The following is a 12,512-nucleotide window of genomic DNA, read 5'->3' as shown; positions in this document are numbered from 1 at the left end:
CAAAGAATTTTCAACACTACATTAGTAGATTACCTTGAAAAATAATAGTGCTTAGAGATAAAAGCTTTGCTATGATACCGTTTTTTTTTTTATTACCTCAAGCATGCATTCTAGCATTAGCAGCAGATTCCCTAACTAATACTCTTGTGTTGCACCGCCTAATTGATCACTATTCTCAAAAACAACGTCTTCTCCTTCTCTTAAGAGAGAGTGGCTTCGCTCTTATCATAATTTTCGTACTCTATCAAGCAGCATTTGGAGGACTTAGAGTACTCAACACTCCTGTTTGTGCCATACAAGTAGTTGCAGGTATCGCCGTTACCCTATCCGGAGTCAGAGCAGTTTTACGTCTTGCGAAAGAAGACAATTGGAAACTTTACTTATCTAAAACCCCAAACTCCTTTCCCTGTGTAACTCCTATCGCTATACCTCTTATGATTGGGCCCTCATGGCTAGCAGCTTGTTGTGCTCTAATTGCAAAAAAGCAGGCGTTCATCACAAATGCTCAAATCCTCATTTTAAGCTGGATATTCATCTCCGCAGCTACTTTGATACTCCATTCTCTCAAAGGCAAAAGAAAAGATAAAATTCTCCTTGCCGCACAAACAATATTGGGACTTTTTGTTACCATTGTAGGAACTCAATTACTAATTTCAGGATTGCAAAAAGCTTTTTTATAAAAGAAACATGTTAATGCTAACTATCCTCAATCTCAGTTTATTATTTTATATATTGTTTGATGCTCCAGGATCTATTCCTGTTTTCGTTTCTTTATTAAAAAATTACTCTCATAAAAAACAGCAATCTATCATCCTCAGAGAATGCCTTTTTGCTCTTGCCATCCTTCTTCTCTTCATAACTTTTGGAAGAAAATTTTTTCAATTTTTAGATATCTCCCTATATTCTTTTCAAATCATAGGCGGCATTCTTCTCCTCATTGTTGCTTTACGAATGATGAACGCATCACTAACTCTAAAGACAAGTCCAGAAAATAGAGATTCTGAACCCATCTTCTTTCCCCTAGCTTTTCCGATCATTACTGGACCTGCAATTATCATTGCAATTTTAAGTTATATGGAAGAAGATGCCTATCCTAAAGATGTCCTTCTCATAGGTCTAGTCATTGCATGGACCTGCTCCCTGGTTACCCTTTTATGTTCTAGTCTTTTCAACCGCGTTCTCGGCGTTTTTGGACTCCTTGCTCTTGAAAGATTGTTTAGCTTAGCCTTATTCTTAATGTCTGGAGATCTGATATTGAAAGGTATCTCTACAGCATTCAATATAGGGTTTTATATTAGGTAATCCCACATGAAAAGAAATGATCCTTGCTGGTGTGGAAGCAAATGGAAATGGAAGCATTGTCACTACCCCAAAGTACCAGAAATATCTTGGGAAGCTCAACGACAACATTATGCCTCGCAATATAACATTATATTAAAGACATTGGAACAAAAAACAAAAATTCATCAGGCATGTCAAATAACAGCACAGATTCTCGACCAACTCTGTAAGGCAGCGGTAAAAGGAGTAACTACCGAAGAACTCGATCAATTTTCCCGAGAATTACATAAAAAATATGATGCGATTCCTGCACCATTAAATTATGGCTCACCTCCATTTCCAAAAACGATCTGCACTTCCCTTAATGAGGTGATCTGTCACGGTATTCCTAACGATGTTCCTCTACAAGACGGAGATATTATGAACATCGATGTTTCTTGCATTGTCGATGGGTATTATGGCGACTGTAGCCGTATGGTAATGATTGGTGAAGTCTCAGAAATAAAAAAACAAGTATGCCAAGCTGCTTTGGAATGCTTAAATGCTTCTATAACTATTCTTAAACCCAATCTACTTCTCCACGAAATAGGTGAAGCAATCGAAACATGTGCCGACCGTTATGGATTCTCTGTTGTTGAGCAATTTGTAGGCCACGGAGTTGGATTGCAGTTTCATGAAAATCCTTATATTCCACATTATAGAAACCGTTCCATGATTCCCTTAGCTCCAGGGATGATATTCACTATAGAACCTATGATCAACGTAGGAAGAAAAGAAGGCATTATACATCCCCAAAACCTGTGGGAAGCACGAACCTGTGATAATAAGCCTAGTGCACAGTGGGAACATACCCTAGCTATTTCAGACACAGGTTATGAGATACTAACTCTTCTAGACAACTAATTTCTTCTTCCAAACATTCTATATAGAAAAGAAGTTTTTGCATTACACAAATATCCTCAAAAGTAATGTCCTTAAAATCCGTTTGTTCTTTTTTCTTTAACGTCAAATACTGCTCACGTACAATAAAAAGCTCTTTCCTCACAGAAGATAAAGTTGCATTCTTTTCTGCAAACTGCTGATGCAGTTGATAATATAACCCCTTATAACGCTTTTCCTCTTCAATAAGAGAAGAGGCAGCAGCTGGAGTCTTCTTTATGTGCTCATCAACTAAACAATGCAGTTCTAGCAATTCCCTTTCTTTCTGCTGTAGGAGCTCCTGATAGTTCTTCAGTTGCTCCTGAAGATCACTCAAGTTCGGCAATGATGTACTCAACTCCTCACAACGCTGCTGATACTGGTAACGCTCTTGTTTCTCTACAGCAAGCTCATTTTGTAAACGAGCCATTCCCTCTTCTTTCTCCTGTAAAGCCTGTACCCATAATTCGTTATCCTGGAGATTTACTGCTGGCTCTTGAAAAACGGATTGCTCCGATACCCAAGGGAAAACTACACTTTCATCACCAGAAATTAGACGAACATATTTATTGTGTAATACGGCATAATCTTCCAACCAACTATTCTTCTGATCGGATAAGATTTTTAGATCCATCGTAATATGTTCTTGTTTCTTACAAGCTTCTCTTAATTGCATTTGGTACTCCTGAAGCTTAGTCTCTAACATCTTCTTCTCATGATCTTTATCCTCCACTGTGTGTTCATATATACCGCGCAGCTTATCAAGCTCTTGACAAACCCGAATATATAACTGTTCTTTCTCCACATTTTCTTCCCGAACCAGTAATATTCCTTGTAAACAAAGACCCCAAGCTAAAAGAAACGCAGAACCTAAACCAGCAGACCAAAATCCCGAAGACAAAGATAACCCAATCACATACTTGGGACAGTAAATAGAAAGAAAAATCCCAGAAACAACAATATAGCCCCTATGCTGAAAAGACAAAATCGCAGGCAATGCTAAAGACGAAAATAATAATAAAATAGGAATTAACCGAACATTAGAGAGAACAGAACAACCTAACCCTCCAAGCATCAACAACAAAGCTGCTACAATTACCCACTCTGCAGAAAATGATTGCAACCTTCTTATCAAAAATGCTAACTGGGTAGGCCGATTTACCCACTGATAAAGACGTTTGCTAAGCACGTACATCTGACTTCCCAAATTCTAGTAAATGAATATTTTAAGGCTCGTTTAAAAAGTCTTGAGCTTTTGTTAACAAATAACTGATCACAGCGGGTTCCCCTTCATAAGTCATCTCTACCTGCATTTTGCCATCAGAAGATGCTCTCCCGCAAGTCACCAATACATAGGCACTTATTTCATTTTCGAAAGCTTTTACATGGTCGTCACACTCATTTTCAGACACTTTCTTCTCCTCACTAAACCCAAAGATTTATTACACAACACCAGAGAAGTCGCAAAAGCTACCGCTAGTGATCGATAACAAGCCCTTTTTATTCCTTAAGAAATTCCAAATTATTACTTTTTCTCGTTATTAAAAATAAAACACTTAATTACTATTAATATAAAAATACAAAAAAATTTTATTCTAAAAACGATTTTTTTCCTGTTAAAATAAAACTAATCAAAACTAAAAAAATTATTATGTCGATAGCAACAACAGGAATTACTCCTCTCCCAGCAACTACAGTAACAAATTCTACTCTTCCTCCCTTGGATCCATTGAATACACCCCCTATCGGAGCCTTACTCTTTAGCATTTACGAACTTCTTTTACAAGCAATTGAAATTCGACAACAAACAGTTTTGACTCAATCACAACAATTAAATGACAATACTAATATTCAACAACAATTAAACCAAGAAACTAATCGAATTACGTTTGCTGTAGTAAGTGCTGGAGCAAAAGAAGACGAAATTACTCGCGTACAAAACCAAAACCAAAACTACTCAGCACAAAGATCTAATATTCAAGACGAATTGGTTACAACAAGACAAAACGGACAAATTATTCTTTCCCACGCCTCTACAAACATTAATATTATTCAACAATTGTCCTCTCAAGATTCTGCCTTTCTAAAAACAACAAACACTATAGGAAGCACCGTAAACCAATTGAATAAACCCTTAGGATAACAAAAATCACCTAAAAACCTCTAAAAACCTTTAAACAAAAATACACTAGGTCAAAATTATGTGGATTCATCCTCTATCTGAAAGACAATCCTTACATAGTACCATTACCGTACCAGGAACTCCAATTACAGGAGGCCCGAACACAGCAACAGCAGATGAAATCATCGCAAAATTTGCGAAAGACTCCAATCCTCTGGTGGTCACTGTATATTATGTTTATCAGTCCGTATTAATATCCCAAGACAACTTAGCCATCATTGCCCAAGAATTACAAGCCAATTCCTCTGCTCAAACTTACCTGAACAACCAAGAGGCCTTATACCAATACATTAGTATTCCTAAAGACAAACTAGGAGATAACTCTTCTACCTATTTGCAGAATGTGCAGTCTGAAAACCAAGCTGTAGGAGCTTCTCGACAAGCTTTGCAAAACCAAATTTCTGGATTAGGAAACGGAGCACAAGTCATCTCCAGTAATTTAAATACCAACAACAACATTATCCAACAATCATTGCAAGTAGGACAGGCGTTAATACAAACCTTCTCACAAATTGTCAGTTTAATTGCTAACATTTAACTAGAAATACATCTATGATTTTACCAACAATACCTAGTTCAACAATAAAAAAAGTGACTCCAGTCATCCCAGCCTCTACAAAAGTAGTTTCTGATACCCTTAACATCAATAAACTATCCGCAATCTACTTCTGCATATCTGTTATGCTTCAACTCTCCATATCTACAACCGAGTTTGGCAAATCTATCATGGCGGTTTTACAAGATAATACCACGGTACAACAACAAAAAACTAAAGAACTACTCAACTTGCCCCTACTTAAAGTCCCTGACCTCAAAAAAAAACCCGATACAGAGGATGAATATAGTAACCAATCAGAAATCCAATCGTACCAAAGTGCAAACCAGCAAGTCTCAGCTAACCGTCAATTGATCCAACAAGAACTTTCTTCCGCACAACAAAGAGCCCAGGCAAACCAAAAATCCGCGAACTCCACCTCCACAGAATCCATGCAACTTTTACAAGCAGCCAATAGCATACTCTCCGGGTTAGCAGAACTCACTATTAAAGCAAACTTAACCACCTCGGCATCCTCTGGATAATGGACTTCTAATAAAACAAGCTGTTCTCTACTATAAGAGTTTTACTCCTAGATTGTAGGTAAAGCCTTTCCCATGCGAGTGATTTTCCCTGATAAACATAATAAATTGCCTTTTCTCAGACGCGTTCTGAAGCAACTGCCTTTCTTAATCTTTGTCACTTCCTGCAGCGCTCCCTTTATTGCCTACATGATGAATAAATTTTTTTGTATTCCAGGCGTATTAGAAACCTTAGCTCTATCCGTAAAGGGAATACAAAAACACTATTTCTGGCAATTTATCACGTATCCTCTAATCACTGCAGATTCCCTATCTTTGCATCAAGAGCAGAGTTGGGAAATTACCCAAAGATTACTTATACGTAATACACTCGATTTTCTTTTTTTCTATAAAGCTACAAATCACGTTATGCGCAAACTTGGCGCATTTAGTCTGCTCACACTCATCGTAGGACAAATCTTAATTATAGGGACGGTTCTATGGGGATTGATGAAATTATTTCATAGCACACAAGTATTTTTTGGTCCTGAAAGTCTCATTTGTGCTCTCGTACTTGTCCACGTTTTTCTCGATGCAGAAAAGCGCATTCAACTTGGCCCCACTCCTTTAACATTTGCAAAAAAATGGGGTTTCCTTCTAATCCTAGGTTTTTATTTCTGCATTCTTATCTTCTCTGGTGCCTATTTCATATTCTTAGCAACTATTCTTTCTCTTGTGCTCAGTATATTTTTCTGCAAAAAAGAAAAAATTCCTAACCCCTACATCACTTCTCTGTAAAGCTAATTCTGATGTTTAAACAAAGCTAAAATAGCTGCGCGAACCTCACCAATTCCAGACAAGACTCCCTCTTCAAAACGAAAAAAAGAATTTTCTTCTAATTCAGAAAAATCCATAGGTTGTAATAAATCATCCGATGTCAAATTAGGGAGAATCTCTTCCCCTATTTTTTGAAGTCGGATTTTCTGATCTTCATAAAGCTGATTCAATAATTCTATAATTTTATTTTTCACTTTTTTCTTTACGCTTTTCTATAAAAAATTGCTTCATAAGCCCTTCGGCCTCCTCAACACATACACTAGGAGAACACAAGACTGTATGAAAAGGATGATTTTGAATAAAAACATTCATCCAACTCCCTCCTGCCCCTAGACGCAAGTCAGGAGCTCCCCAGACTATCCTAGGAATACGAGCTAACTGAATTGCACCTGCACACATTAAACACGGTTCCAAAGTACAATAAAGAACAGTATGCGCCAAACGCCAATTATCCACAGCATCGGCAGCCATCCCTATACATAAAATTTCAGCATGAGCTGTTGGATCTTTTAACCGCTCTACAGTATTATGCGCACGAGCAATTATTTTATTTTCTTTAACAATCACACAACCCACAGGAATTTCACCTTCGTTATAAGCCTTATGAGCCTCTTTCAAAGCTTGATTCATAAAAAATATATCTTTGTTTTCATCTACACACATTGTACTAAACAGCCTTAAATAACATTTTCCATTCGAGGATAAAAAAAATTACAATAACTAAGAAATCAATAAAAACCTTTTATAAAGCCATCTGAACCAGATAAACAACCTTGGATTTTTGCTTGCTGATAAAAAAACAACCTACCTTTACCAAAAGGTGTACATTAACCATGTGCTCAAGTATAATTAACTTTGCGGTAATTATTTTAAGGAGACATCCAATGTCTTTGGATAAAGGAACTAAAGAAGAAATCACTAAGAAGTTTCAACTTCATGAGAAAGATACAGGATCAGCTGATGTTCAAATCGCCATTCTAACTGAACATATCGCAGAATTAAAAGAACATCTTAAAAGATCTCCTAAAGATCAAAATTCTCGTTTGGCTCTTCTCAAGCTCGTTGGCCAAAGAAGAAAACTTCTAGAATATTTGAATTCTACGGACACAGAAAGATATAAAAATTTAATCACTCGCTTAAATTTACGTAAATAATTTTATTTTTCCCCAGACTACTGAGTAGGAGCCCTTCATGACCTTTGCAATTATCTCTATTACTCTTGAAAAGGGTAAAACATTAGTATTTGAAACAGGGAAAATCGCCCGTCAAACGAATGGTGCTGTTCTTGTTCGTTCAGAGGAAACTTGTGTCTTCACAAGCGTCTGCTCGGCAGACTTGAATGAAGCCATGGATTTTCTTCCCTTTCGAGTAGATTATCAAGAAAAATTTTCTTCTATAGGGAAAACTTTAGGCGGATTTATAAAACGAGAAGGACGTCCTACTGAAAAAGAAATTTTAATTTCTCGTTTTATTGACCGTTCTCTACGCCCCTCTATGCCCCCTCGACTTATGCAAGATATTCAAGTATTATCTTATGTCTGGTCATATGATGGGCAAACTTTACCTGATCCCCTAGCAATTTGTGGAGCTTCAGCGGCTTTTGCTATTTCTGATATACCTCAAAATAATATTGTTGCCGGTGTGCGCGTTGGTTGGATCAATAATCGTTGGATCATTAATCCCACAAAAACAGAAAGCGCAGCTTCTACCTTAGATCTTATAATCGCAGGAACAGAGACCGCCATTTTAATGATTGAAGGTCATTGCAACTTCTTTACTGAAGAACAAATTTTAGAAGCTATAGAATTCGGTCACCAATACATTATCACTATTTGTCAAAAATTAAAGAGTTGGCAAGGAGAAATAGGAAAACCTAAAAACTTCACTTCTGTTTCTCCCTTTCCCAAAGAAGTTTTATCAGCCGTAGAAGAATGTGTCCAAGACAAATTTACTACACTTTTTAATATTACAGAGAAAAAAAGTCATGAGGTAGCTTCACAACAACTTGAAAAAGAGGTTTTAGAGAAATTAGAAAGTGACAATGAACTTTTCTCATCGTTCAACATTAAATCCGCATACAAGACTTTAAAATCTAATGCGATGCGCAAGCTCATCCGCGAACGTCAGATGCGTGTAGATGGACGTTCAATAAGAACAATTCGTCCCATCACTATTGAAGATGCTTTTCTACCTCGCACTCATGGAAGTTGTCTCTTTACTCGAGGAGAAACACAAGCTTTAGCGGTATGCACTCTAGGCAGTGAGGCTATGGCCCAGCGTTATGAAGATTTGAATGGCGAAGGGCTTTCTAGATTTTATTTACAGTATTTCTTTCCTCCTTTTTCTGTAGGAGAAGTCGGGAGAATTGGTTCTCCGGGAAGACGAGAAATCGGTCATGGAAAACTTGCTGAAAAAGCTTTAAGTTATGTATTACCTGACATTACAGCGTTTCCCTATACTATTCGCATAGAATCTAGTATTATAGAATCCAATGGCTCTTCTTCTATGGCTTCGATTTGTGGAGGTTGCCTTGCTCTTATGGATGCAGGTGTTCCCATCAAAGCTCCTGTTGCAGGAATCGCTATGGGATTAATTCTTGACGATCAAGGTGCGATTATTCTTTCCGATATTTCTGGTCTAGAAGATTACCTTGGAGACATGGATTTTAAGATCGCAGGAAGTATGGAAGGCATTACAGCATTCCAAATGGATATCAAGGTAGAAGGAATTACTTCTAGCATTATGCAAATAGCTTTAGCTCAGGCAAAGCAAGGACGTCAAGAAATCTTACAGGCAATGCGAAAGACTCTTGCTATTCCCAAACCCCATCTTTCACAATATGCCCCCCGTATTGAAACTATGCAAATTAAACCAACAAAAATTGCTGCCGTCATTGGTCCTGGGGGGAAACAGATACGCCAGATCATTGAAGAGACTGGTGTACAAATCGATATTAACGATTTAGGAGTTGTTAGTATTTCAGCATCTTCAGCATCGGCCATCAACAAAGCCAAAGAAATTATCGAAGGTTTAGTTGGGGAAGTTGAAGTTGGTAAAATCTACCGTGGTCGCGTTACCTCTGTAGTCCCGTTTGGAGCTTTTGTAGAAATCCTTCCCGGAAAAGAAGGGCTTTGCCATATCTCTGAATTCTCCAGACAACGAGTAGAAGACATCAATGATGTCGTCAAAGAGGGGACTATGATTGATGTGAAGCTACTCAGCATCAATGAAAAAGGTCAATTCAAGTTAAGCCATAAAGCTACTTTTACAGAAAGTAAAAATAATTTTTAAATAAAATTATCTTTTTAAGAATAAAAGCTAGTTTCTAACAGTAGAAATTAGCTTTTTTTTTTGCATAACATCGTTCAATCCGAACTACGTTGTGTCATGTTAAGCCCCAATCCAGAATTCTTCAATGAGTCTTCTTGTGGTGGGGGTGGAGGAGGGAGATCATCAGAAGACTTCTTAAACAGCATACCTTCTTCTTTAAGGCGGGCTCTTTTCTTTTCAGGATCCCAAGAATGGTCCATGATTTCTTTCACATCCTTAGCATCTAGAGTTTCAAATTCGATAAGCATTTGCGTCATAAGTTCTACTTCTTGACGATGGTCTTGAATGACTCCTAAAGCCCTTTGATAAGCAGCATCTAAAAGAGCACGAAGTTCGGCGTCTATAGTTTTTGCTGTTTCTTCTGAATAATTTTTTTCATGATAAATGCCATAGCCTGTGGATCCATCAGAACGTTCGTTATAGGTAACCTTACCTAACTGCTCACTCATTCCCCATTCGCATATCATGCTACGTACTAATTTGGTAGCTTGAGCAATATCTTGCTGAGCCCCACTAGAAATGTCTCCGAGAAAGATCTCCTCTGCAGCACGACCTCCCATAAGAACAGCAAGCTGATCATAAAGTTCTTTCTTCCAATAACTGAGTTTGTTTTTTTCTGGAAGAAAATGTGTAGCTCCTAAAGATAGTCCTCTAGGGATGATTGTAACCTTATCTACAGGATCGCTATGTTGGACACACAAACCCACTACAGCGTGGCCAGATTCATGATACGCTGTAGTTTTACGCTCCTCAGCATCCATTTCTAAACTTCTACGTTCTTTACCATAAAGAACCTTATCACGTGCTTCGGCGACATCTACAGCAGTAACCGCAGTACGATCCCTACGTGCTGACAATAATGCTGCCTCATTCAATAAGTTTTCTAAATCAGCTCCTGAAGCACCTGGAGTACTACGAGCCACTGCCATAAGATCAACAGTTGGATCGAGCTTAATCCTCTCAGCATGCACCATAAGAATCTCAAAGCGACCTTTAATATCAGGAAGATTCATAACAACACGACGATCAAAACGTCCGGGACGTAATAACGCTTTATCTAAAACATCGGGACGATTTGTAGCAGCCATAAGAATAACACCTTCGTTTGTCCCAAATCCATCCATCTCAACAAGCAGCTGATTAAGAGTTTGTTCTCGTTCATCGTGACCACCACCAATACCTGCGCCACGATGACGTCCTACAGCGTCAATTTCATCAATAAAGATAATGCAGGGAGCATTTCTCTTTGCCTGTTCAAACATATCACGAATACGGCTTGCTCCTACACCAACAAACATCTCAACAAAATCCGAACCTGCTATAGAGAAAAAGGGTCGGTCGGCTTCTCCAGAAACTGCCTTTGCAATTAGGGTTTTCCCTGTACCTGGAGGCCCGATTAGCAATACACCCTTGGGAATTCTTCCCCCTAAGCTTGTAAACTTATTTGGATTCTTCAAAAATTCTACGATTTCAATAAGTTCTTCCTTAGCCTCTTCAATGCCAGCAACATTGGCAAAAGTAACTTTATTTTGACCTTTCATCAATAGCCGAGCTGGAGACTTACCAAAAGCCATTGCTGAACCATTCATTCCTCGTACCTGACGAGAAAAGACAAGATAAACAAAAATAAGGACTAAAATAATGGGAAGAAAGGTAAATAAATACCCAAGATAATGAGGGGAAGGTTCCTGACTTTTAAAGGTTTTCTCTAAAACCAAATTACGCGGTTGGTCAGGAGCCTTAAAAATTAAAGACCGGTTAGAATTGAAAGCAGCCCATTCTTCTTTAGCACCTGCAAACCAATGGCCAAAGATTTCAAAGTCTTGTTTCTCTAGTGCCCGTGAAGAGAGTTCTTGATTATTAAAATACCATACAGCTTGATTCAATTCCCCACGGAGCTTTTCTAACTGTGCTTGGTTAAGAATGAGGTCTTCCACTAACTTAGTATACTTAGTACGCTCTTCTCGATAAAGGCGTACGGAGCGTAACTGAGCAAAGCGCTCGCTATTATCAGATAAAACTAATGAAGAGGAAATCTCTTGTAACCTAGAGAGTATTTGTCCATAGAGGGTATAGGCTTCTTCAGAAGCGATGTCTTGAGTTAAAGAAACCTCTACCTGTTGATATAAATCTTTAAGTTCTCGTTTCAGAGTTTCAGAACCAATGCCTAAAGCTGGAGAAAGATATTTCCCTATTAACTCATATAAATCCGAACCATATGTGCGAATTCCTTCTTTAGATCGTGATAACATCTGATAACGTTCTTCTAAAGAATGTAAATTGATCAACTGCGTGTTTGTTGGTCCCGTAATAATTAAAGGCTCCAATGTAGACCCGGCGCCCTCAGTACGATACGCAATTGTATATCCCTGTTCGGGAATTGGAGAACCTGAAATTGCTGCAAACCACAGAACAGAGCTCGTAACCTCTTTACCTAAATTAGCTAAGATTTTTTCTGCTTCCTGAATATCAAAATCCAGTTGATGTCCATGATCTATCAGTTCTAAATAACGATAGCGTAGCTGACCTTCTGCTGTTTGTGATTCACGAAAACGTCCACCAAATGAAACTAAATTGTCATTTAATGCTGTCTTTCGACTCTCTTCAGGGACGATTAGGCGTAAATTAACTAGATGTTCTACTTGATGACTAAAACCTACCTTAGCCTTTTTACCCATTAAGAAATTTTGAACGGCAATGACACCAAAAATCACACCAAATAGAAGAAAAAAAAAGACTGTGGGAAAATTTTTTTTTGATTCCGGTTTCATTTTTTTATCTTTCGACATAAACTTCACATCTACGCTAATCAATCAGACAGGTAATTATTAAAATATAACATATTTTTATTATTTTGTTTTTAAAAAAAGAAAATTAAACATACATCAAAATAAAAAAACATGAAAAG

Annotated in this window: 14 protein-coding genes; 9 read left to right on the top strand and 5 right to left on the bottom strand. The window is 37.8% G+C overall.

Annotated features, from left to right (window positions below):
• Nucleotides 1-71 precede the first annotated feature (71 nt).
• Genes Cs308_RS03055 through Cs308_RS03045 form a run of 3 tightly spaced genes read left to right on the top strand, consistent with a single transcriptional unit; the run spans nucleotide 72 to nucleotide 2,184 of the window.
• The gene (locus Cs308_RS03055; protein WP_066483410.1) at nucleotides 72-680 is read left to right on the top strand and encodes a MarC family protein; all 609 of its coding nucleotides are present in this window, start codon (nucleotides 72-74) and stop codon (nucleotides 678-680) included.
• Nucleotides 681-693: 13 nt separating this feature from the next.
• Nucleotides 694-1,302 (top strand): MarC family protein, encoded by a 609-nt coding sequence (locus Cs308_RS03050; protein WP_066482421.1) that lies wholly within the window; start codon nucleotides 694-696, stop codon nucleotides 1,300-1,302.
• Between the two features lie 6 nt (nucleotides 1,303-1,308).
• Complete coding sequence (locus Cs308_RS03045) at nucleotides 1,309-2,184, top strand: methionyl aminopeptidase (RefSeq protein WP_066482418.1); 876 nt, start codon at nucleotides 1,309-1,311, stop codon at nucleotides 2,182-2,184.
• Here Cs308_RS03045 and Cs308_RS03040 read toward each other — a convergent pair.
• Together Cs308_RS03040 and Cs308_RS03035 are read right to left on the bottom strand one after the other, a co-directional pair.
• Complete coding sequence (locus tag Cs308_RS03040; protein ID WP_082905010.1) at nucleotides 2,138-3,394, bottom strand: hypothetical protein; 1,257 nt, start codon at nucleotides 3,392-3,394, stop codon at nucleotides 2,138-2,140. The genes Cs308_RS03045 and Cs308_RS03040 overlap by 47 nt on opposite strands.
• A gap of 31 nt (nucleotides 3,395-3,425) precedes the next feature.
• Nucleotides 3,426-3,611, bottom strand: a complete 186-nt coding sequence (locus tag Cs308_RS03035; RefSeq protein WP_066482414.1) for a hypothetical protein — start codon at nucleotides 3,609-3,611, stop codon at nucleotides 3,426-3,428.
• Between the two features lie 239 nt (nucleotides 3,612-3,850).
• On the opposite strand from Cs308_RS03035, the gene Cs308_RS03030 reads away from it, so the two are divergent.
• The 4 genes from Cs308_RS03030 to Cs308_RS03015 all read left to right on the top strand — a co-directional run bounded on the left by Cs308_RS03030 (nucleotide 3,851) and on the right by Cs308_RS03015 (nucleotide 6,235).
• Nucleotides 3,851-4,342, top strand: coding sequence for a DUF720 domain-containing protein (locus tag Cs308_RS03030; RefSeq protein ID WP_066482413.1), 492 nt, complete (start codon nucleotides 3,851-3,853; stop codon nucleotides 4,340-4,342).
• Nucleotides 4,343-4,400: 58 nt separating this feature from the next.
• Nucleotides 4,401-4,919 (top strand): DUF720 domain-containing protein, encoded by a 519-nt coding sequence (locus Cs308_RS03025; RefSeq protein WP_066482411.1) that lies wholly within the window; start codon nucleotides 4,401-4,403, stop codon nucleotides 4,917-4,919.
• 14 nt (nucleotides 4,920-4,933) lie between these two features.
• Complete coding sequence (locus Cs308_RS03020) at nucleotides 4,934-5,461, top strand: CT847 family type III secretion system effector protein (protein ID WP_066482409.1); 528 nt, start codon at nucleotides 4,934-4,936, stop codon at nucleotides 5,459-5,461.
• A gap of 72 nt (nucleotides 5,462-5,533) precedes the next feature.
• Nucleotides 5,534-6,235, top strand: coding sequence for a hypothetical protein (locus Cs308_RS03015; RefSeq protein ID WP_066482406.1), 702 nt, complete (start codon nucleotides 5,534-5,536; stop codon nucleotides 6,233-6,235).
• A 2-nt stretch (nucleotides 6,236-6,237) separates the two neighbouring features.
• Here Cs308_RS03015 and Cs308_RS03010 read toward each other — a convergent pair whose 3' ends face one another.
• Both Cs308_RS03010 and Cs308_RS03005 read right to left on the bottom strand, forming a co-directional pair.
• Nucleotides 6,238-6,468 (bottom strand): hypothetical protein, encoded by a 231-nt coding sequence (locus tag Cs308_RS03010; protein ID WP_066482405.1) that lies wholly within the window; start codon nucleotides 6,466-6,468, stop codon nucleotides 6,238-6,240.
• Nucleotides 6,458-6,937 (bottom strand): nucleoside deaminase, encoded by a 480-nt coding sequence (locus tag Cs308_RS03005; protein ID WP_066482404.1) that lies wholly within the window; start codon nucleotides 6,935-6,937, stop codon nucleotides 6,458-6,460. Before Cs308_RS03005 ends, Cs308_RS03010 begins: the two co-directional genes overlap by 11 nt.
• Nucleotides 6,938-7,158: 221 nt before the next feature.
• Here Cs308_RS03005 and rpsO point away from each other — a divergent pair, with 221 nt between their 5' ends.
• Together rpsO and pnp are read left to right on the top strand one after the other, a co-directional pair.
• Entirely contained in the window at nucleotides 7,159-7,428 is a 270-nt protein-coding gene (rpsO, locus tag Cs308_RS03000; protein WP_010883633.1) for a 30S ribosomal protein S15, read from the top strand.
• 37 nt (nucleotides 7,429-7,465) lie between these two features.
• The gene (gene pnp / locus Cs308_RS02995) at nucleotides 7,466-9,565 is read left to right on the top strand and encodes a polyribonucleotide nucleotidyltransferase (RefSeq protein WP_066482402.1); all 2,100 of its coding nucleotides are present in this window, start codon (nucleotides 7,466-7,468) and stop codon (nucleotides 9,563-9,565) included.
• A gap of 74 nt (nucleotides 9,566-9,639) precedes the next feature.
• On the opposite strand, the gene ftsH is transcribed toward pnp, so the two are convergent.
• Nucleotides 9,640-12,393: an ATP-dependent zinc metalloprotease FtsH gene (ftsH, locus tag Cs308_RS02990; protein ID WP_066482400.1), complete on the bottom strand. Its 2,754-nt coding sequence runs from the start codon at nucleotides 12,391-12,393 to the stop codon at nucleotides 9,640-9,642.
• Between the last annotated feature and the right edge of the window lie 119 nt (nucleotides 12,394-12,512).

Origin of the sequence: Candidatus Chlamydia sanziniae (assembly GCF_001653975.1) — a bacterium.
Lineage (GTDB): Bacteria > Chlamydiota > Chlamydiia > Chlamydiales > Chlamydiaceae > Chlamydia > Chlamydia sanziniae.
This window is presented reverse-complemented; position numbering and strand designations above follow the sequence as displayed.

Coding starts and splice junctions, on each gene's coding strand:
- Cs308_RS03055 (WP_066483410.1), top strand. CDS start 72: ATGATACCGTTTTTTTTTTTATTACCTCAAGCATGCATTCTAGCATTA.
- Cs308_RS03050 (WP_066482421.1), top strand. CDS start 694: ATGCTAACTATCCTCAATCTCAGTTTATTATTTTATATATTGTTTGAT.
- Cs308_RS03045 (WP_066482418.1), top strand. CDS start 1,309: ATGAAAAGAAATGATCCTTGCTGGTGTGGAAGCAAATGGAAATGGAAG.
- Cs308_RS03040 (WP_082905010.1), bottom strand. CDS start 3,394: ATGTACGTGCTTAGCAAACGTCTTTATCAGTGGGTAAATCGGCCTACC.
- Cs308_RS03030 (WP_066482413.1), top strand. CDS start 3,851: ATGTCGATAGCAACAACAGGAATTACTCCTCTCCCAGCAACTACAGTA.
- Cs308_RS03025 (WP_066482411.1), top strand. CDS start 4,401: ATGTGGATTCATCCTCTATCTGAAAGACAATCCTTACATAGTACCATT.
- Cs308_RS03020 (WP_066482409.1), top strand. CDS start 4,934: ATGATTTTACCAACAATACCTAGTTCAACAATAAAAAAAGTGACTCCA.
- Cs308_RS03015 (WP_066482406.1), top strand. CDS start 5,534: ATGCGAGTGATTTTCCCTGATAAACATAATAAATTGCCTTTTCTCAGA.
- Cs308_RS03005 (WP_066482404.1), bottom strand. CDS start 6,937: ATGTGTGTAGATGAAAACAAAGATATATTTTTTATGAATCAAGCTTTG.
- rpsO (WP_010883633.1), top strand. CDS start 7,159: ATGTCTTTGGATAAAGGAACTAAAGAAGAAATCACTAAGAAGTTTCAA.
- pnp (WP_066482402.1), top strand. CDS start 7,466: ATGACCTTTGCAATTATCTCTATTACTCTTGAAAAGGGTAAAACATTA.
- ftsH (WP_066482400.1), bottom strand. CDS start 12,393: ATGTCGAAAGATAAAAAAATGAAACCGGAATCAAAAAAAAATTTTCCC.